This window comes from Methylocystis bryophila (assembly GCF_027925445.1).
GTDB lineage: Bacteria > Pseudomonadota > Alphaproteobacteria > Rhizobiales > Beijerinckiaceae > Methylocystis > Methylocystis bryophila.
On the sequence record NZ_AP027149.1, the window covers coordinates 4,470,777 to 4,489,940 of the forward strand.

Annotated in this window: 15 protein-coding genes and 1 tRNA gene; 5 read left to right on the forward strand and 11 right to left on the reverse strand. The window is 62.8% G+C overall.

Translation table 11 applies throughout. From position 1 onward, the window contains the following. Window positions 1–6: 6 nt before the first annotated feature. From QMG80_RS20670 to QMG80_RS20680, 3 genes are all read right to left on the reverse strand, one after another. Window positions 7–792: a phosphonate ABC transporter ATP-binding protein gene (locus QMG80_RS20670; protein WP_199769039.1), complete on the reverse strand. Its 786-nt coding sequence runs from the start codon at window positions 790–792 to the stop codon at window positions 7–9. Window positions 793–1,311: 519 nt separating this feature from the next. Further along, window positions 1,312–2,529, reverse strand: a complete 1,218-nt coding sequence (locus tag QMG80_RS20675) for an ATP-binding protein (protein ID WP_281926156.1) — start codon at window positions 2,527–2,529, stop codon at window positions 1,312–1,314. A 31-nt stretch (window positions 2,530–2,560) separates the two neighbouring features. Beyond that, window positions 2,561–3,550 (reverse strand): glycosyltransferase family 2 protein, encoded by a 990-nt coding sequence (locus tag QMG80_RS20680; protein ID WP_085770891.1) that lies wholly within the window; start codon window positions 3,548–3,550, stop codon window positions 2,561–2,563. Between QMG80_RS20680 and QMG80_RS20685 the strand changes: the two genes are divergently transcribed. The 4 genes from QMG80_RS20685 to QMG80_RS20700 all read left to right on the forward strand — a co-directional run bounded on the left by QMG80_RS20685 (window position 3,549) and on the right by QMG80_RS20700 (window position 7,032). After that, on the forward strand, window positions 3,549–3,695 hold the full coding sequence (locus QMG80_RS20685; protein ID WP_158658637.1) for a hypothetical protein: 147 nt from the start codon (window positions 3,549–3,551) through the stop codon (window positions 3,693–3,695). The two genes, QMG80_RS20680 and QMG80_RS20685, sit on opposite strands and share 2 nt — an antisense overlap. A 736-nt stretch (window positions 3,696–4,431) precedes the next feature. Next, window positions 4,432–5,295, forward strand: coding sequence for a WecB/TagA/CpsF family glycosyltransferase (locus QMG80_RS20690; protein WP_158658638.1), 864 nt, complete (start codon window positions 4,432–4,434; stop codon window positions 5,293–5,295). Between the two features lie 635 nt (window positions 5,296–5,930). Further along, entirely contained in the window at window positions 5,931–6,590 is a 660-nt protein-coding gene (locus QMG80_RS20695; RefSeq protein ID WP_085770894.1) for a sugar transferase, read from the forward strand. Between the two features lie 366 nt (window positions 6,591–6,956). Further along, window positions 6,957–7,032: transfer RNA gene (locus tag QMG80_RS20700), tRNA-Phe, on the forward strand. 45 nt (window positions 7,033–7,077) lie between these two features. Here the strand turns inward: QMG80_RS20700 and QMG80_RS20705 are convergent. Continuing rightward, a complete protein-coding gene (locus QMG80_RS20705; RefSeq protein WP_085770895.1) occupies window positions 7,078–7,791 on the reverse strand; it encodes an MgtC/SapB family protein in 714 nt (237 codons plus the stop codon). Window positions 7,792–7,906: 115 nt separating this feature from the next. On the opposite strand from QMG80_RS20705, the gene QMG80_RS20710 reads away from it, so the two are divergent. Further along, complete coding sequence (locus tag QMG80_RS20710; protein ID WP_085770896.1) at window positions 7,907–8,320, forward strand: hypothetical protein; 414 nt, start codon at window positions 7,907–7,909, stop codon at window positions 8,318–8,320. 135 nt (window positions 8,321–8,455) lie between these two features. Here QMG80_RS20710 and QMG80_RS20715 read toward each other — a convergent pair whose 3' ends face one another. From QMG80_RS20715 to QMG80_RS20745, 7 genes are all read right to left on the reverse strand, one after another. Beyond that, the gene (locus QMG80_RS20715) at window positions 8,456–9,151 is read right to left on the reverse strand and encodes a Crp/Fnr family transcriptional regulator (protein WP_085770897.1); all 696 of its coding nucleotides are present in this window, start codon (window positions 9,149–9,151) and stop codon (window positions 8,456–8,458) included. 261 nt (window positions 9,152–9,412) lie between these two features. Beyond that, a complete protein-coding gene (locus QMG80_RS20720; RefSeq protein ID WP_085770898.1) occupies window positions 9,413–11,692 on the reverse strand; it encodes a CHASE2 domain-containing protein in 2,280 nt (759 codons plus the stop codon). A 171-nt stretch (window positions 11,693–11,863) separates the two neighbouring features. Then, the gene (locus tag QMG80_RS20725) at window positions 11,864–12,712 is read right to left on the reverse strand and encodes a FecR family protein (RefSeq protein WP_158658639.1); all 849 of its coding nucleotides are present in this window, start codon (window positions 12,710–12,712) and stop codon (window positions 11,864–11,866) included. Window positions 12,713–13,190: 478 nt separating this feature from the next. Then, window positions 13,191–14,105 carry a FecR family protein gene (locus QMG80_RS20730; protein WP_158658640.1) on the reverse strand — a complete coding sequence of 305 codons (915 nt, stop codon included), beginning with the start codon at window positions 14,103–14,105 and terminating at the stop codon, window positions 13,191–13,193. Between the two features lie 258 nt (window positions 14,106–14,363). Next, a complete protein-coding gene (locus QMG80_RS20735) occupies window positions 14,364–14,780 on the reverse strand; it encodes a DUF3307 domain-containing protein (protein ID WP_085770901.1) in 417 nt (138 codons plus the stop codon). Window positions 14,781–15,191: 411 nt separating this feature from the next. After that, window positions 15,192–17,426, reverse strand: a complete 2,235-nt coding sequence (locus QMG80_RS20740) for a cyclic nucleotide-binding domain-containing protein (protein ID WP_158658641.1) — start codon at window positions 17,424–17,426, stop codon at window positions 15,192–15,194. A gap of 356 nt (window positions 17,427–17,782) precedes the next feature. Then, on the reverse strand, window positions 17,783–19,144 hold the full coding sequence (locus QMG80_RS20745; protein WP_085770903.1) for a PP2C family protein-serine/threonine phosphatase: 1,362 nt from the start codon (window positions 19,142–19,144) through the stop codon (window positions 17,783–17,785). Window positions 19,145–19,164 lie beyond the last annotated feature (20 nt).

Genomic DNA, 19,164 nt, shown 5'->3' on the forward strand with positions numbered 1-19,164 from the left:
CTTCCCTCATGTCAGCGCGCCCCGCGCGGCGCCGGCGAAGATTGCGGCTTCGGTTTCCTCGTCGAAGAGCTCGACTGGCCCATCGAAGACGATATGTCCCGCGTTGACGCCGACGATGCGATCCGCCAGCGCTCGTGCGAGCGAAGTCTGGTGCAACACGAGAAGGACCGTGACGCCGTCGCGCGTTGCGAGGCTGCGCAGATTCTCGCCGAGTTGACGCGCCAGCAGCGGATCGAGCGAGGAAAAGGGTTCATCGCCAAGCAGAACGCGCGGATTCTTGACCAAGGCGCGCGCGACGCCGACGCGTTGCCGCTCTCCGCCCGAAAGTTTCTCAACGCGTTCGAAGGCTCTGTCGAGCAGCCTCACGTCCCGGAGCGATCGCGCAGCGCGCTCGCGCGCCGACGATGACCAGGGCGCTAGGGACAGCGGGTGGCGCGTCTCCGCGAGACCCAGCAGAACATTGTCCAACGCGCTCAGGCGACCGATTAGGGAGTTGTCTTGAAAGATCGTCGAGGTCGCTCGGCGCAGGCGCGCCCACTGCGTCGCCTCGACCAGCGCTCCGATCTCGGGTGTTCGGACGCCGCCGCGACGGGGGACCACGAGGCCGTTGATCACATTGATGAGCGTGGTCTTCCCGGCGCCGGAGGGACCGACAATCGCCGTCACGCGACCGCGCTCGAATCCCGTCGAGACGCTATCGAGGATGCGCCGCCCGCTCCGCTCGACGTCGACGTCCTCGACCGTCAGCGCGAAATCGAGCACATGGCTGCGCGGAGAGACCAGCATGTTCATCTTTGCCTCCCGAGGTGAGCGAACGCGGCGACGCAGGCGACGCCGAGCAGCCGTCTCTTCCCGGCCATGAGCGCACGAGCGAGGAAGCGTCACGAGGCTCAAGCATGGCGCCTCCGGCGAGATGAGCCGCACAACCGATAATTCTTCTGCAGCAGGATCCACGCCAATCGCCCGCATGCGGAAGGACTCGGGTTCTTCGAAGTTTGCGCAGCTTTTGCCGTATGAGGCCGCACCAAAATGTACAAGTGGCGCAGTCGCCGCTCCAAAATGCGCGAGGGCGGTCAAGCTACTTCGATAGAGTGCAGCCAGCGCGCTTGCCGTGGAAGAGCTTTTTCTGTTTTCCGCTGAAGTGGTGAACCTGACCACCGCGGCGGCCGCTTGGCTTGGCTTGGCTTGGCTTGGCGAGATGGCCAAAGGCGCTAGAAACCGGGGTGGTGGAATCGATTTTCAGTCGCGTTGAAGTATTTTAGATAGCAGCCCCTTGTGCTCAATTAGAACCGTCTACGCCTCCACTGGAAATCAGTCGCGAGCGTTGAATTGGTCTGCACCCTCGGCGCCGAATGTTGCGGATAATGGTTTTCCTCCCGTCATGCGCGCGAGCAAGGCTGGATCGTCGAGCGGAGCATCGACGAAACCACGAAAATCGGCGAGACCGACAGGATCGCGTCGCCATTCCTGCGGAAACAAGGCTACGGTTTCTTCGCGCTTCGGAGGCGGATGGGGCGTCGGGACGCCACGGATCGCGTCAGCAAGCGCCTCACACAGGTTCACGCCAATGCGAGAACCCAGATGGGTGGCTTGGACGGGCCGCAAATTGCATTCGAGGAGAAACGCCTTACCCGTCGCGTGTTCAATCATAAAGTCGAAACCGATGAAGCCGGTCGCGCCCGCGGCGGCGATGAGCGCGCAAGAAGCGCTGGCCATCTCCTCATGCGCCCCGAGACGCACGACGCAGCTCGGACCATTCGCGGAACTGGCCCGTTCAACAAAACCTGCAAAGCCAGCCAGCATCTTTCCCTTCCACGCCAAAGCGGCATAGAAGGCGGGGAAGCCGTCGACGGACTGCTGGACGTCCACCCTCGTGCTGACAGGATACCAATCGCGACGTAAGAGGCGCCTCGCCGCCGTATAAAGCGGATTTTGATGCCGCGGCTGCAGCGATGCAAAAGCCGACGCGACCTCCGCCGGGGTGTGGCAACGAATAACGCCCCGCCCTGCCCAGCTGAAGGATTGCTTGAGGTAAACCGGACAGCCGATGCGCTCGGCAAGCCGCACGGCGTCTTCAGCCGAAACCGCGCTGCCCCCCTCGGGCGTTCTCATTCCGCACTGTCGCGCCAAGGCGACCGTCTCGCTCTTCATGAGCAGCGTGTCGTAGTGGTCGAAATCACCGAGCGAGTTCATCAAAGTTGCGAGCGAATGGGCGTCCAACGCCAGTCGTTCGCCGGTTTTGGCTCGCCGGACCAGCACGTGGAGAAAGACCACCGCGCGCTCGTCTCCCGGAATGACAAAGGCGGGCTTCCAATCACGCAACGCTTCCGCCAGCGCCAGTTCAATGCGGCGCGAATTCTTCACGCTGTCGAGGGCGTAGCGCCTGCAGAGGTAACGCGTCTGCGTTAACGCGTCGCCTGCCGGGCAGAGCGCAGCAACCGCAAAACCCGCCTCTGTCAGAGGCTTTACGAGGCGGATGACGCCCCATCGCTCGTCCTCGAACGAGACGATAAGAATGTTCATAGCCATGCTCACGGAGCCTTATTCTGAGAGGCTGCAGTCAGATGCGCAGGCTTGCCGCGCGGCGCATCGCCGCGCGCGCCATTCTGTCGACAAGGCTTCGAGGGAGAACCACTCCGGCAAGCCCCGCCGCGAGCGTGGTCAGCGTTCGTGCGGGTTCGGCCAGAACGATTCTCGGTTTCAGTTTCAAGGCCTCCCAAACAAGCTTGAGCCCTTGCGCGTAATGCGATGAACGAATGGCGCGGCGCGCCAGGTAGCGCAGCTGGTAGGCTTCCGCGAGGTCTCCCGCGCGCGCCTCAAGAGACGGCGCATAGGCTGCGACCTTCCTGCGGAAGCGGCGCCAGGTTTCCAGCTGCACATCGACGTTCGCGGACAGGCCTTGAGCGTTGACGCGATATCGCGTCAATGGAGCGTCCACATAACCGAATTTCCAATTTGTCGTCGCCGCGATGCGCGTCCAGCACTCGATGTCCTCGGACTGCCGGAAGCTTTCGTCGAACCAGCAGAGACGGCCGCGCTCCGTGTCGAAGAAGGCGATCGCGTCCAAGGTCTCCCGCCTGATGACGGGCGCCGATCCATTGCCGACGGGATTGCGGCAAAAGACGCTGGCGGCGTCGAAGGCGAGACGGATCGGCCTTTGCACGAGACCCATGTCCTTGGCGTCGTCGTCCATGAGCGCGGAGGCGCTGAAACTCACGCCGATCATGGGCTCTGAGTCGAGCTGCTCGACATGGCGTTGCAGCTTTTCCGGCGTCCAACGGTCGTCGGCGTCGAGGAAGGCGAGATATTGTCCTTTTGCATGCGCGATTCCGCCATTGCGCGCGCCGGACAGCCCGCGATTTTCCTGATGCACGACGCGCAGTCGCGGCTCGCCCGTCCCTTCGGCCAAAGCCGGGCCACGATCGCTGGAGCCGTCGTCCACGACGACGATTTCAAAATCCTTGAAGGTCTGCGCCTGCACGGTGCGGATCGTTTCGCAGATATAGCGTTCGCTTTGGTAGAGTGGGATGATGACGGAGACTTTCGGCATGGACGCTCTCCTCACGCCTGGCGAAAGGGTTGAACAGCGGGTGGCCGCCAAGCTCGAAACGGCGGCGAACCAGGTTGCGAGCGCCCACTCAGCGCATGAGCGCGCCTGCGTTTACATCCCGGCGCCCGTCCCGGCCAGAAATTGAGCCGGCTCGGGTTGGCGAGTGTCCCTTGTCGATTGCCGCGCGGCCTTCGCCACAGCGAAGCGTCGACGGGTCGGGCGAGGCCATCTCTTTCGCGATGCCTCAGCGGGGGAGAAATCGAGGGTCTGCGCCGAGTCAGCCACTTTGCTCGCAAAGAGCGTCCATCGGCGCGACCAAGTCTGGCGGCTCGCCCTCGGCGAGCGCGAGAAGCATGGCTTCCGACGCCCAGCGGCCGCGACGCAGAGAAGCCGGAAAGAGGCAAGCTTTCGAGGCCTTCAATCTCGAAAGAATCGATCACCTTGATCCTCTGCCCGTCGATCGAGGCGGCTTCGGCCAACCGCTCGGCCTCGTTCTCCGAATCGCGGGCGATGTCGCCGAAGACTCGCAGAGCTTTTTTTCGCGCCGCCCGAAAACGCCTGAACGCAAAGAGTTTATAGCCCTTTGGCCACGGCGTGTCAGGCGCTTCTTTTGCTTGCATTAAATTACGAGAGAACCTCGCTTGCGCAATTTTGCGAGACAAATTCGGCCGCAAAAAACTCATACTATCCGGCTATCCGACGTTTGTAGTTTTTCGCAATTCCCAATTTGCAAAGCAAAGCAAGGAAACCCGTCTCCTGCTAACTCTGCGACTCATAAATATAGGCTATAAATCAATACGTTAGCGTCAAAGGCCTTGTGGCACGCGTTGTGAAACTTTGGGTGCATGAACGCCAACCACGGCGACCCGCAGAGGTCTGAAATGTCCCTTACCCAAGCAGCGATCCTCAACAGCGCGCTTCTTCGCAACGCGAGACGCTCGTCGTTGCTATGGCAGGACTCCGCGGCCTATGAGCCCACGGTCGAGCTGTTCGATCTAACGATCCGCAACAGCAGCCTGGAGCAGGCGGCAATTGACCTGGCCAAGCGCGCGCGCATCGGCCGCCGCATGCGTGTGAGCTTCGTCAATGCTCATGTCATCAACGTCGCGGCGAGCAACCCTGCCTATGCGCGCGTTCTCCAGGGCGTCGACCGGCTCTACGCCGACGGCAGCGGCATGGCGCTCGCCGCCCGCTGGAACGGCTCGCCGCTCGCCGACAATGTGAATGGCACCGACCTCTTCCCGCTGCTCTGCGCGGAGGCCGAAAAGGCGGGCGTGACGATCTTCCTGCTCGGCGGCAAGCCTGGCGTGGCCAAGGCCGCAGCGAAAACCGTCAAGGCCATGGGCCATGACGATGTGATCGCCGGCGTGCATCACGGCTACATCAACAGCCCTGCAGACACGCAGCGCGTCATCGAAGAGATCAACGCCAGCGGCGCCTCGATCCTGCTGGTCGGCATGGGCGTGCCCGTGCAAGACATCTGGATCGCGAGCCACTTCGACTCGTTGAAAACTTCGGTGGTGGTCGCCGTCGGCGGATTGTTCGACTACTTCTCCGGAAACGTCTCGCGCGCGCCGACCGTCCTGCGCTCCATCGGCTGCGAATGGACCTGGCGTCTGATGCAAGAGCCGGGTCGACTGGGATCGCGCTACCTGATCGGCAATGTGGCCTTCGTCCTCCGGGCGCTGGCCTTCGTGGCGCGGGAGCAGTTTGAAGCGCCGCTCCAGGGAAGCGGGGCAAGCTAAAGCGCGATGCGAGAAGGGGAAACCGGTTTTCGCACAGTCGCGCTCTAAGCGCCTGGAATCGATCACGCTTTCTGCCTTCGGGCGCCCCCGCCTGAAGGCGTCTTGTTCTCATGCGTCTAGCTTAGGCCCGACCCGCATGTCGCAGCGCCTGCGCCTGCCGCTCCGCGCCTCGATAGCGATTTCCTCGGCGGGGAAGAGGATCGGCTAGCGCGTTTCCCGCTCGAACGGAATCGTTCGAGCGATAAGGAATCGCGCAAAGTCAAAAAGTTGGAGCATGTCATGACCGGAAAACTGCTTCGCACTTTTCCGTGACATGCTCTAAGCCATGTCCGGGCTCGTCCTGGCCGCGTCGGCATCTCCTCTAAGACGATCCCTCCCAGCAAGAGACGTGTCCGCGCCACAAGCTCAACTCCGGCGCGGACCGCTCACTCGCTTCTACGATTTGCGCGATTTTCAATTTGCAATGCAGAACCGCGAAAACGGTCCCTCAAAATCAGGCGCAGCTCCCGCGCGCTTCGCTATTATCATAATAAATCAATTAGTTATATATCGCTTCGCCCATGGCGCGTTTCGTGAAACTCCTGGCCCATGAACGCCGGTCGCGGCGAGTTCCAAAGTTCAGAGGCAGGCACGAGATGTCGCTCACCACCACCTTCGAGATCCGCAATAACGCGCTGCTTGGCAGCGTAGCCCGTTCGCCGATGTTGAAGCGGGTTGTCGACATCGTCGGCGCTCTTGGCGCGCTCACGCTGTTTGCGCCCCTGTTCCTGGTGACGGCGATCGCCATCAGGCTGGAGTCGAAGGGTCCGGTCTTCTTCCGCCAAACGCGGGTCGGCAAGAACGGCGCTCCCTTCTCCATGGTGAAGTTCCGTTCGATGGTCGTCGGAGCCGATGCTCTGCATGCGAAGATGCAGGGCGCGACCACGTCCCGTCACGACATCCGCTACAAGAACCAAAACGACCCGCGCATCACGCTGACCGGCCGTTTCATCCGCAGATACTCGATCGACGAGCTTCCGCAATTCTGGAACGTGCTCATCGGCGACATGTCCCTCGTCGGTCCGCGTCCGGCGCTTCCGTCGGAAGTGGCGAAATATGCCCCGAGCGATCGCGTTCGACTGCGCGTGAAGCCAGGCATCACCTGCCTCTGGCAGATCGGAGGACGTGCGAATATCGACTTCGTCGGTCAGGTTGCGCTCGACCGCCAATATGTCCGGGATCAGTCGATCGTCCTCGATCTCTGGATCCTCCTGCGCACCCCCTATGCGGTGCTCTGCGGCGAGGGCGCGTATTAAGCGCCCTCGTCAAAATGAGGCGCGAGCGACGGCGGCGCTCCTCCTTCCCGGGGGCCTGCCGCCGAAACGCTTGCCCCGCACACGCGCAGCCGCACTGCGTGGCGCGGATCTCCTCCCGCACGCGGGCGCCGATCACGCAGCTGTTTTCGTCGCTGGTGATGGCGATGCAACCACCTCGGCTCTGCGCAATGGCTCCAGAATGTCCCGGCCGAAGCCAGGGAGGGAAGCTGGAGCTGACGATCGGACGATCGCCAACTCGCTAGGGCTTTGCGCGGGATGGGCGATATCGGGAAATTCCCCGCAACTGGCTCTGGACAAGCTCGGTTCCGGCGCCTATAAGCCAGCCCTCCGCGTGATCGCGAAGACGCCCGGGTAGCTCAGTTGGTAGAGCATGCGACTGAAAATCGCAGTGTCGGTGGTTCGATTCCGCCCCCGGGCACCATTAGAATCAAAGATTTAGACGTCGCGCCTCGCCGCGGGCCCCGGCTCAATCTTCGCTGCGCGAGCCCCAGGTGGCGTGGCGCACGCCCGCGACCCGTTCCAGATCGTTCGTGACCGCGTCGAGCTCCTTGGGATGCACGCTCGTCGCGGCGAGCGTCGCGATGAGCTCGACCTCGTCGTCGCGCTCGGCCTCCTCTATGTCGCGCACCGGATAGCTCGCCGCCTCGAGCTTCTCGACCAGGAGATCGCGCAATATGTCCCGCTGCGACGGCGTCACCGTCAGGCGCACGTCGTAAATTCCTTCGAGCGCGCGCTCGTCGATTGGCGCGCGTTCGATCAGCGTGACGAGCGGCCGTAGGAAAGTATTGCCGCCGAGCACGAAAAGGGCCAGCGCAAACGCCTCGACGGGCAAGCCCGCGCCCGCAAAGCCGCCGGTGACGGCCGAGCACCAAATCGTCGCCGCCGTATTGAGACCGCGTATGTTCGCGCCGTCCTTGAGAATCACGCCCGCGCCGAGAAAACCCACGCCCGAGGCGATGTATGCAAGCACCTGCACCCCGCCGAGATTGCCGTTGAGCCGCGTCGCCAGATCGACGAAGGCCGACGCGCCCAGCGCTACGAGCGCGTTGGTGCGCAGGCCCGCGTTGCGCTGCCGCCACTGACGCTCGGCGCCGATGATCGCGCCGAGCGTCACGGCGACGAAGAAGGCGAGAAGCGTCTTCTCGAATCCCAACGCGTTGAAATTCAGGAGAGATGACATGCGCGCGGGCTCGTGGGGCTGACCTTTCAACCGGGAGAGTCTATCCTTTAGCGGAAAAGCGACGACGATACGACGCGCCCGCTCTCCTGCGGCGGCGCAGAAGGGAGAATTTCGCGTGCTCAGGCGGAGCTTCTTCAAGGCGCTGGGTCTCGCCGCGCTCGCTGGCCCCGCGCGCGCCGCTGCGCTGCCGAGCCCGCGCGCGGATCTGATCGAGCTCGCTGCGGCTGCGACCCAAGGCGCGGCGGCGGCGCAGCAGTTTTTGCGCTTTGCCGAGCCTCGTCTCGCCGAGAGGGATGCGGCGCTCGCGGACTGCGTCGCCTCCGCCGCCGAGATGGTTGCGGCTTGCGACGCCTTGGCGGGGCTCGCGGCGAGCGACGCGCCTTTCGCCTATGGCTTCGCGCGCACCGCCGCCGACCTCTGCGCCGTCAGCCGCAGGGACTGCGAAAAATTCCCCAAAATAGCCGAATGCGCCGCGCTCGCGGCGGCGGCCGCAGCTTGCGAAGCCGCCTGCCGGAAAGCCGCCGGCTGAACTCTGATCGCAGTCTGTCAGATTTTCTCCCGTTCGAACGGAATCGTTCGAGCGATAAGGAATCGCGCCAAATCAAAAGTTTGGGCATGTCCTGACCGGAAAACCACTTCGCACTTTTCCGGGACAAGCTCACATCTAGACCGCCTCCAGCCGGCTCAGCGCCCGGCGATGGTTCCTCTCGAGGCGGCGCACGATCAGCCGCACGAGATAAAGCCCGAACTCCGGGTTCTGGAAGTAGTGCTGCTCGAATTCCTCATAGGTGATGTAGAGAGTCTCGACATCCGTCCTGCAGACGGCCGAGGCGAGGCGCGCGCCGTCATGCGTGAACAACGCCATCTCGCCAAACATGTCGCCTGGGCGCAAATTCGCGCCGGCCTCGGGAATCTCGACCTCGCCTTCGGTCACGATGAAGGCTTCCGACGCCTTGTCGCCCTTGCGGAAGATCATCTCCCCCGCCTTGAAACGCCGCGCATGCGCGAAGGGCTTGAGCCACTCGATGTTGAGATCGGTCTCTGCCGCCTGGCGCACCGCGACGATGAGCTTGCGCATCTGTCGCGCCCTGGCCGCGTTGAGCGGCAAGCTCACGCCATACTCGACGATCGACGAAAAACTGCCGCTGCCCAGCCCATAGGCGAGGCCCGCGGCGTTGCCGAGCATCGAGATGTAGCGCAGCGGGATCATCCGCGTCGCAAAGGCGGCGGCCACCGACATCGCGACCTCCATCCAGTTGAACAGATTGGACAGATAGAGGGGAAAACCGTGATCGATCCTCGCGCGGACCCAGGCGAGAAAGCCGAAGAGATCGAAAGAGCCGACGAAATCGTGAACCATCGTCTCGCCTCCGCATCCTAGATCACGGGCTCGCTAGATCACGCTGCGTTCGAGCGGAACCGCCTGAACGCAGAAGACGTGATCTATTGTCAAAGTTTAGAGCGCGATTTGCGCGAAAAACCGGTTTCCACTTTTTCGCTTCGCGCTCTAGCGCGTTTCCCGCTCGAACGGATTCGTTCGAGCGATAAGGAACCGCGCCAAATCAAAAGTTTGGAGCATGTCCTGACCGGAAGATCGCTTCGCACTATTCCGGGACATGCTCTAGACCACGACCTCAGGCGTTCGCCCCGCGGCGCTGGGCTTCGCCTTTTCCTCAGTCCCGGACTTACTCTCCATCACCCAGGCTGCGGACCAATCTTCAGTCGGGTCGCGTTCTGCGAGGGCGCGGTAACGCGTTTCCAGCAGTTGGTAAAGGGAGCGCCAGCGCTCGGGCGTTTCGAGAGCCAGGCGGTTTGCGAGCGCCGCCGCCGCATTGAAGCGTCGCGCCGCATAGTCTTCCAGCATCTCCTCGTGCCGGACCGACCAAGCGGCGAATTCAGGGCTCTTCGCGAAGGCCTCGTCGCCGGCGATCGTCGCGACGGCGGTCGGCGTTTCTCGACCCACCACGACGATTTCGCCAAGGTCGAGCCAAGCGAACTCGGGCGCGGCCTTGCGCACGTCGCCCGAGACCAAAATGTCGACTTTGAGGATCTTGCTCGCGCCCTCCAGGCGCGAGGCGAGATTCACGGCGTCGCCGAGCACGGAATAGTCGAATCGCCGGGTCGAGCCCATATTGCCGACGCTGCAGGGACCGATATTGATTCCCGCCCCCATCGCGATTTGCCGATGGGCGACGCCCGCGGCTCGCGCCTTCTCCTCGCGCAGGGCGTTGAGGGAGATCATCGCCTCGCGCATCGCCAGAGCGGCGCTGACGGCTTTCCGCGGATGCTCGGGCACGTCGAGCGGCGCGTTCCAGAACGCCATGATCGCGTCGCCTATGTATTTGTCCACCGTGCCGTCGCGATCGAGAATGCAATCGGTCATCGGCGTCAAATAGTCGTTCATAAAGTGCGTGAGCTCCTGCGCGCTCATGCCTTCCGAGAGCGTGGAAAAATTCCGCAGATCGGAGAAGAGCACGGTGAGCTCGCGCGTCTCGCCGCCGAGCACGAGCCGATCGGGATTTTCCGCCAGCCGCTCGACGACCGAGGGCGAGAGAAACTTACCGAAGGCCTGATGCACGTGCTGTTTGGCGGCGCGCTCGAACTGCCACTGCGTGATGGCGCCGATCGTGTAGGCGACCGCCAGCGCCGCGCTCGGATAGAAAGGATCGAAAAGCAGGCCGTCCTGTCGAAAGATTCGGAAGGAGGCATAAAACAGAGCGGCGATCGACACGATGACGAAGAGAGTCGAAACGAGCGGCGGCGCAAAGAGGCTCAGCACGGTTAAAATCAGGATGAGCCCGGCCGCGATCGCAAACTCGGCGCCGGGAGCCCAATCCGGACGCGACAGCAATTGATTGGAAAGCAGAGCCTCGATGATCTGCGCGTGGATCTCGACGCCCGGCACCGTGGATTCGAGGGGCGTTGCGCGCACGTCGCCAAGCCCGGCCGCCACCTCGCCGACGAAGACGATGCGGCCCTCGATTTCGCTGCGGTCGACCTGATCACGCATCACGGCGTCGACAGAGATCACGCGGGTGGGGTCGGAATAGGCGTAACGAGGACGAATGTCGGCGTGCGGACCCGTGGCGATCTCGATCGCGCCCACGGCGATCGCGTTGACGCCGGTCTTCACGCCGCCTGCCTGCTCGCCGCTCGCGTTCGACGAACGGATCACATAGGTCGTCTCCCTCTGCGCGACGCGCAGCGCCTCGAGCGAGAGCGACGGGAGGGGCCCGGAGGGGTCCGCCGCGATCAGCGGGATGCGGCGCACGATCTGATCGTGGTCGGGCAGCCAATTCGTCGCGCCCATGCCCTGCGCGGGCTCTCCGAGAATAGGGATCGGCGTCACCACGCCCTGAAAGGACGCGAGGAAGGGCGCGGGGTCGTCGCCGGCGATGACAAGCCCGGCCTTTTGGGGGTGGCTCTGCGCGCCGCCTTTGTTGACGAGCGTCATTCCCAGAACCAGCGGCGCCGATTGGATCGCCTTGGCGAAAAGCTGATCGTTGGTCGCGGTCTTCGCCAGGGATTTGGCGAGGTCCTTTTGCGATTTCTTGTTGGCGACCGAGGCGAGGATATTTTCGAAGCTCAGACGATCCGGCTCCGCGAAGAGCACGTCGAGCGCGATCGAAGCCGCGCCGAGGCTCGTCAGCTTGCCCAAGATCTCGGCCCATTTGTCGCGCGGCCAGGGCCATTGGCCCAGGAGCTTCACACTTTCCTCGTCCACCGCGACGACCCGGACTGGGGAGTCGCGATCATAGACGCGCGGGGAAAGTCGCTGGAAGCGATCGAAGACGAAATTGCGCATGTCCTCGAGAAAAGGCGGCTGGATCAGCGCCCACGGAAGGACGAAAAGCGCCGCGCATAACGCGGAGAGAAGGAAGATCAGTCGCCGTCGCTTCATCCACGCATCCGCCCACAGGCGGCCCTTATCCCACTTTCACGCCCCGAGCGAAAGGACCGAGTCCACCGACGCCCGCCTCGATCACGCGGTGTTCGGGCGGAAACGCCCGAAGCCTGGATCGTCATCGATTTACCTGACCGGAAAGCCGCTTCGCGCTTTTCCGGAACAGCTCTAATGGCCGTCGGAGCAGTGCGCCGCGCCGCATTTATCCGGGCTGGGCGGGGTGTAGGGTTGCGGTGGCGGCGCTGGCGGATCGCCTCCGTGCTTCGTTGGCGCCGGGGGAGCGCTTGGGCCGTTTTGGCCGGAATTCTTGGGGCCGCCGCCGTCGTTCGCGCTCTGACCGGCGTCGACGGTCTGACAGTTGCTCCCTTGGCAGAAGCTGACTGAGCCGCTCTCTACATTGACCTTGGTGGTTGTGTTCGACAGACCCTCTCCCGGGTTGCTCGTATCGGGCAGGCTCCCAGCGTTGGGCTGCTGAGCGCCCGACTGATCGACCGAGCCGCCCTCTACATCGACCCGCGTTGAATTGCTGGTGACGATCACCGTGAACACGGTGCCGCGCACGCTGATCGTCGAAGTCGGGGTCTTGATCTCATACGCGCTCTTATCGGAGGCGCCGGTCACGAAGCGGAAGACTCCCTTGCCGAGATCGAAGGTCGCTTTCTTGAAGGTCTTGTTATCATTGTAGACGAAATGGCTCAGCGTCACCTGCGCCGAGGAGCCGATCGACAATGAGGTGCCGTCATTGAAACCGATCCTGGTCGAGCCCCTAGGGCCGCTCTTTATGACCTCGCCCTGCGTAACGCCGTCGCCGTCCTTCATCGTGCTGTTCCCCCCGGACACGTCGGGACGCACCGAGTTCGCCGAGCCGATCGTCTCCGCTGTGAGCGAACCCGGCGCCCCGAGCGCGACGACGAAAAGGACGCTCCAGAGAGCGCGAGGCGAAAAAGCGGAAACCGGTCGCTCGCAAACGCGCCTGGAGCCAGCGTGATCTCGTCTGTTCGACAGGAGCTTCGCCATTCTACCATCCACGCTGCTTCTCCCAATCCCCGCTAATGGTGCTTTGAGGCGTTTCATAGAACCTGTACAAGCTATACGGCGTGCGAAGCGATGACAAATGGCGGCCTACGCGCCAACAACGCAGACTTTGAGACGTGAGCCAAGGATCACGGCTCGTGTTCAATTTGAAAAAACAAGGACTAAAGCAAAGGCGGCGGCGCGGAGACCGACGCCCGCGCCAAAGAAATCGGATTTCGACGTGCGCGAAATTAACAGTGCGTCCCGATCGCGCAGAATCACGCAATTGAAACGGACTAGATCACGCGGCGATCAGGCGAAATCGCCTGATCGCAGAAAACGTGATCGATTCTAAAAATCTAGAGCGCGATTTGTGCGAAAAACCGGTTCCCACTTTTTCGTATCGCGCTCTAAGCTCCAAATCCAAAGATTAGAGCATGTCCTGAACGGAAAACCGCTTCGCGCTTTTCCGTGACAGGTTCTAATGGCCGTCGGAGCAGTGCGGCTTGCCGCATTTATCCGGGCTGGGCGGAGTGTAGGGATCCGACGGCGGCGGCGGCGGATCGCCTCCGTGCTTTACCGGCGCCTGGGGGGCGTTTGGGATTGGCCCCTTATTTTGGCCGTTTTGGCAAGAATTTTTGGCGTCGCCGCCGTCGTTCGCACTCTGGCCGGCGTCGACGGTCTGGCAGTTGCTCCCTTGGCAGAAGCTGACTGAACCGCGGTACACGACGACCGTGGTGATTGTGTTCGACAGACCCTCTCCCGGATCGCTTGTATCTGGCAAGCGCCGAGCCTTGGGCGGCTGAGCGCCCGACTGATCGACCGAACCGCCCTTTACATCGACACATGTTGAATTGCTGGTGACGATCACCGTGAACACGGTGCCGCGCACGCTGATCGTCGAAGTCGGGGTCTTGATCTCATACGCGCTCTTATCGGAGGCGCCGGTCACGAAGCGGAAGACTCCCTTGCCGAGATCGAAGGTCGCTTTCTTGAAGGTCTTGTTATCGTTGTAGACGAAATGGCTCAGCGTCACCTGCGCCGAGGAGCCGATCGACAATGAGGTGCCGTCATTGAAACCGATCTTGGTCGAGCCCTTTGGGCCGCTCTTTATGACCTCGCCCTGCGTAACGCCGTCGCCGTCCTTGATCGTGCTGTTCCCCCCGGACACGTCGGGACGCACCGAGTTCGCCGAGCCGATCGTCTCCGCCGTGAGCGGGCCCGGCGCCCCGAGTGCGACGACGAAAAGGACGCTCCAGAGAGCGCGAGGCGAAAAAGCAGAAACCGGTCGCTCGCAAACGCGCTCGGCTTTTTTAACTTCGATCGCGTCTTCCGCCTTCCGGCGCTTTCGTCTGGAGCCAGCGTGATCTCGAATGTTCGACAGGAGCTTCGCCATTCGGCCATCCACGCTTCTTCTCCCAATTGCCGCTAAGGGTGCTTTGAGGCGTTTCATGGAACCAGCACAAGCTATACGGTGCACGAGGCGATGACAAATGACGGCCCATGCGTCAAAATACAGGATTTGAGACGTGAGCCAATGATCACGGCTCGTGTTCAATTTGAAAAAACAACGACTAAAGCAAAGGCGGCGGCGCGGAGACCGACGCCTCCCGCCTGAGAAATCGGATTTCGACGCGCGCGAAATCAACAGAAATCAGCTCAGCTCTGGCGCGCTGTAGTAAGCCGCGAGAATCACGACGAAGGCGGCGTGCGTGGCGTGATGCAGAACCTGATCAAATCCGAGCAGCCACCAGAAGTGAGAGTTCTCCGGGGTGAGGCCGAACCGCCGTCCAATGAGGCCTTTGGCGCGATCGATCGCGCAGTGGACGAAGAAATCGATGACGCCGAGCCAAGCGAGACTTGGCGCGAGAAGCGCGAAGGTGATCGTCGTCAGGGCGGCGTGGATCCCCGCGTGGGCGAGAAGCGGCGCGATCCATCCCTTCGTGCGCTCCTTGCCGAAGGCCATCCATTGGTTCTGCAACAAGAAGTCCCCGACGAGCTGCTTGGCCAAAAAAGCCGAGAGGCCAATGATCAGCCACCGCGTGGAGAGCAGTGGGGGTAGCGCCAGCATTTCGGTCCTCTCTCCATCATAGGCGGCTCTTGGATCACGCTGCATTCGGGCGGAATCGGCTGAAGACGTGATCGCTCTCGGCCGGGGACGGACCGGATGCCGAGCCGCCCCCGTCATGGCGGGTTCCCAATGGGATTCGCCTAAATCGACGCTCCAGGGTGTGCGCTGGCGCACATACGCGGGTCGAAATCATTCCCGAGCGCCATTCAGGCTGCTGAGAAAAGACAACGGACGCGGCCGGGGAACCCTGTCGCCGAGATCACGCTGCCTTCGAGCGGGAACGCTCAAACTCAGATAAGGTGATCTATTCCAAAGTTTTAGCGGGCGTCCCGAAAAAAGCTGAGAGCATGTCCCGACGGGGAAAACGCCGCACTCTTCCCTGACACGCTCGAATGGGGAAAATCGCGGTTCTCAACGGGAAAGATAACGCACGAGCCGATTGGCGCCGAGGACCCGATCGGCGAGGCGCGCCGCCAGGAAGTGCTGGAAGGCGAGCGCCGCCGCCGGTGCCTCCTCGCCGAGCGAGTCGAGCGCGCTTCTGGATAGGCGCCACACGTCAAGTTCCGTCTTAGCGCGCACGGTGGCGGAGCGCGGCGTCCGCAAGAGATAGGCCAGCTCGCCGAAAAGCGCGCCGGGTCCGAATATCGCGAGCTGCACCAGCCCGCCTCCCGCCGACGTCATCTCGACGCTCGCCTCTCCATGGGCCACGACATAGAGCTCGTCCGATTGCTGCCCCTCGACGATCACCGCTTCGCCTGGAGCAAAGCGCATGGCCTCGCCGGCGGCCGCGAGGCGAGCGGCGAGGGCTTCGGAGCCTGTCGCCTGCACCAGCCAAGCGAAGACAGAGACGGGGTCCTGAGCGACGACAGACGGCCTGTGGCGCGAAAAGACCTCGTCCTCCGCATAGCGCAGACCCTGCTCGAGGTTGGAGAACAGGTGAAAACCCGCCGAAAGATTCAGACCCAGCCCCGCGAAGGAGCGCCGATGCTCCTCGGAAAGACCGCAAAACACGATCTCGACGCCGGCCGCCCGCGCGTCGCGTCCGATGGCTTCGAGCGTCATCGCCGCGGCGCCGTCCACGCCGGCGACCTCTTCGAAATCGATGACGATGCATTCGAGCCTTCGATCGCTCGCCAACGCGTCTTGGACGCGCTCGCGCAAGCCATGCGCCGATCCGAAGAAGACGTAACCCTTCAATCTCAAGATAACGATGGCGTCGCCGAGCTCCTTGATCGCGGCGAGCCGCCGATCGTCGAACTGCGTCAAAGAGGAGTGATATTCGCGGCCGCTGATCTGCAGGCGCACGACCCCGGTGCGCGCATATTCGAGGATGAACAGGAAAGCCCCCGCGAGCGCGCCGAAAACCATGCCCTGGTAGAAGCCGAACGCCACGACGACGGAGAGGATAAGCGCTTTCACGATCGCATGAGCGCTCTTCATCTCCAGGAGGCCTCGGAAAAACCAATCCTTCAATCCGACGACGCCCATCCAGATCAGCATGCCGCCAAAAAGGGGCCAAGGCATGAGCTGCAGGAATGGCTTGCCGCTCACGAGCGCCAGGAGGCACACAAGCGCGATCATCGCCGCGACGATCCTTCGGGGGGCGCGAAAGCGCAAAGCGAGCAGCGTGTGGACCGTCGAGTGAAAGCCCGGCACGGCGCCAAGCGGCGCGACGAGAAGATTTGCCGCGCCTGCGTTCTTGAATTCCGCGTCGACGTCCTGCGCTTTGGGCGAAACGCGTTCGATGCCGGAGAGAGCCAGCATCTCGCCCAACGCGCTCGTCAGCACGAGGAAGACCATGGAAGGCGCCTGGCCGAGCAAGGCGATCCAGTCGACCTCGCGCAGCCTCGCCGGCGCCAGAGGCGGCAGATTTTGCAGTTCTTTCGGCGCGTTGGCGACCACCCAGCCGTGCCGCTCCAGCGAGTCGATCGAGAGCCCGCTCCAGCGAATGACGATCTGGAAGCATCCGATCGCAGCCAGGATCAGCAGCGGCGCAGCCAGGCGCGATCGCGATCTCGATTCGATGATGAGCAGCAGCAGGGCGAGAAAACCTCCTCCGCAAAGCCGCGAGACCGCGTCCGGGTTGGAAAGCGACGTCACCGTCGACTGAAAACCGTCCGCGCCGGCGAGCGCCAGGACGCCGCTTTTCAGAAGCAGGAAACCGACGCTGGCGAGATAGCCGCTCACGACGCAGTCGGGCACGAATCGCAGATAGCGCGTCAAGGAAAAGCGGCCGATCGCATATAATCCTGTCCCCACGAAGGCTGCGCCGAGAGCGCAGAGCGCGATCACCGTGGCTTCGATCTCCTCACGGCTGTGCGTGTCCCTCATCGCGGCGTGCAGCGCCAGCGCCATCACGCCCAGATTGGCGATCGCGACCTCCTGCGTACGCAGGATGGAGAAGGACCGCGCGCCCGACGCCGCACTGACGACGCCGAAGATCACCGAGGACATCAGGGTCATCGCCAAGCCCACGGGGAAGGACTCTTGCAGCGGGCCCGCAAAGATGAAGAGCGTCGAGGTGACCGAAGCGACGAGAGCGAGAAGGCCGGCGAGAAGGCCAGTGGAAAGACCGAGGGCGATATGCTTCTGTTCGAACGAGCCAAATAGCGAGCGGGGCGCGCCCCCAGCCTCGGCCCGACTCACGCCCAAGTCGTTCTGCCCTCGAGGCGGCGCCGTCGTTTGACTCGCATCCTCAAGAGACCGCTGTTTTCGATCGGCCCTGGCGTCATGCTCCATGGCGGCGAGGCTCCAGCGCGCTGTCCGGCGCGCTTAGATCACGCTGCGTTCAGGCGGAATCGCCTGAACGCAGAAAACGTGATCGATTCTAAAAGCTTAGAGCGCGATTGGTGCGAAAAACCGGTTTCCACCTTTTCGCATCGCGCTTGCGTCGCCTGACGACAAGCTCTGCCTGAAGCTTAGCTCATAGGAGCGAGGGCGGCCAAGGCCGAGCGGCGATCGCAGCGAGAAGGCGTAAACCTCATCCGCTCGTCGCCCTGCGGTCAATTCGAGTCGCTAATCGCGGTTTCCGGTAGAATGTTTGGTTTCACGCGGCGCCGAACGGCGATGCAGGTGATGTCGTCGGCCTGCGGCTCCTCGCCGGCAAAGGCGTCGACCGCGTCGAAAACCCTCGAAACGAAATCCGCCACAGTCCCTTCTCGATTCTCCATCAGAGTTTCGAGGAGGAGAGCGTCGCCGAATTCTTCCTCGGCGGGATTGATGGCCTCCGTGACCCCATCGGAAAAGATAAAGAGCGTGTCGCCCGGCGCGAAGGGAACGCGAGCGGCGCCGGCCGGGCGATCCGCGAGCATCGCCAGCGGCAGACCGGTCGTCTCCAAGCGTCTCACCTGCCCCGACGACGAAAGATGCACCGGCGCGTTGTGCCCGCAATTGCAATATTCGAGAACGCCTTCACGGAGATGCAGGACGGCAAAAAAGCAGGTCGCGAACAAGGACGCGCTGTTGTCCCGGCAGAGCAACGCATTCGCCCGCGCGATCGCAGCCGCCGCGTTTTGCTCTTCCCTTGCGGACATGCGGAGCACGGTCACGACGACGCTCATGAAGAGACTCGCCGGCATTCCCTTTCCGCAAACATCGCCCAGGACCACGGCGAGCCGGTCGGAATCGAGCGGAATGAAGTCATAGAAGTCGCCGCCGACCTCGCGCGCAGGCCGCATTTGCGCGCGCAATTCCAGGTCGTCGCGAGCGAAGTCGATCCTCGAATCTTCCGGGAGAAACGACCGCTGGATGAGCGCCGCGCTCGCCATTTCCTCCTGGCGCCGCTTGTTGCGCACAATGTGCTCCGCGAAGCGGCGGAACGCCGCGGAAAACTCGGCGAGATGGGGCGAGGCGCGCGTCAAATCCTCTAGGATCGCCACGTCGAAATCGCGTCTTTCGAGCGCCTGAAGCGCATTGGAGTAAAGAGCCAGCGCCTTGTTGACCGAGTCGATCTGCCCGCCCAGCTGGCGAACGACGGTGGCGAAGAAATCGGGGGAGCGGCGGCCAAGCTCCAAGAGCTGCACGCGATCGACGCGGTAGACCCGTGCGGCGCTCGCCGCTTTGACGCTTGCGATACGCGCCAATCCCGCGAGAGCGCCGATCTCGCCGATAAGCCGCGGCGCCTCCAGGGTCGCGAGCGGCACCGGTCCGTAACGCGTCTCCGCATAGACCTGCAGCGCGCCCCTTTCCAGGTAGAACGCGCAGTCGCTTTCCTCTCCCTGACGTAAAAGGACGTCGCCCGATGGGAGGTCGATCGGAGAAAGATCGGCGAGAATCTCTAGCAAGAAGTCTAAAGGGGGCAAACTCCCTTTTGCGTGGACCGCTTCTCCCGCCTGCCGCGCTCCGCGCTCCTCCTGGTGCGTCAAGCTGGTTCCTTAGAGATTCA

Bases quoted from the DNA above. Each gene is read 5' to 3' on its own strand.
- QMG80_RS20730 (WP_158658640.1), bottom strand. From the start codon at position 14,105: ATGGCGAAGCTCCTGTCGAACATTCGAGATCACGCTGGCTCCAGACGA.
- QMG80_RS20695 (WP_085770894.1), top strand. From the start codon at position 5,931: ATGTCGCTCACCACCACCTTCGAGATCCGCAATAACGCGCTGCTTGGC.
- QMG80_RS20680 (WP_085770891.1), bottom strand. From the start codon at position 3,550: ATGCCGAAAGTCTCCGTCATCATCCCACTCTACCAAAGCGAACGCTAT.
- QMG80_RS20735 (WP_085770901.1), bottom strand. From the start codon at position 14,780: ATGCTGGCGCTACCCCCACTGCTCTCCACGCGGTGGCTGATCATTGGC.
- QMG80_RS20720 (WP_085770898.1), bottom strand. From the start codon at position 11,692: ATGAAGCGACGGCGACTGATCTTCCTTCTCTCCGCGTTATGCGCGGCG.
- QMG80_RS20690 (WP_158658638.1), top strand. From the start codon at position 4,432: ATGTCCCTTACCCAAGCAGCGATCCTCAACAGCGCGCTTCTTCGCAAC.
- QMG80_RS20675 (WP_281926156.1), bottom strand. From the start codon at position 2,529: ATGGCTATGAACATTCTTATCGTCTCGTTCGAGGACGAGCGATGGGGC.
- QMG80_RS20725 (WP_158658639.1), bottom strand. From the start codon at position 12,712: ATGGCGAAGCTCCTGTCGAACAGACGAGATCACGCTGGCTCCAGGCGC.
- QMG80_RS20685 (WP_158658637.1), top strand. From the start codon at position 3,549: ATGGACGCTCTCCTCACGCCTGGCGAAAGGGTTGAACAGCGGGTGGCC.
- QMG80_RS20705 (WP_085770895.1), bottom strand. From the start codon at position 7,791: ATGTCATCTCTCCTGAATTTCAACGCGTTGGGATTCGAGAAGACGCTT.
- QMG80_RS20670 (WP_199769039.1), bottom strand. From the start codon at position 792: ATGAACATGCTGGTCTCTCCGCGCAGCCATGTGCTCGATTTCGCGCTG.
- QMG80_RS20715 (WP_085770897.1), bottom strand. From the start codon at position 9,151: ATGGTTCACGATTTCGTCGGCTCTTTCGATCTCTTCGGCTTTCTCGCC.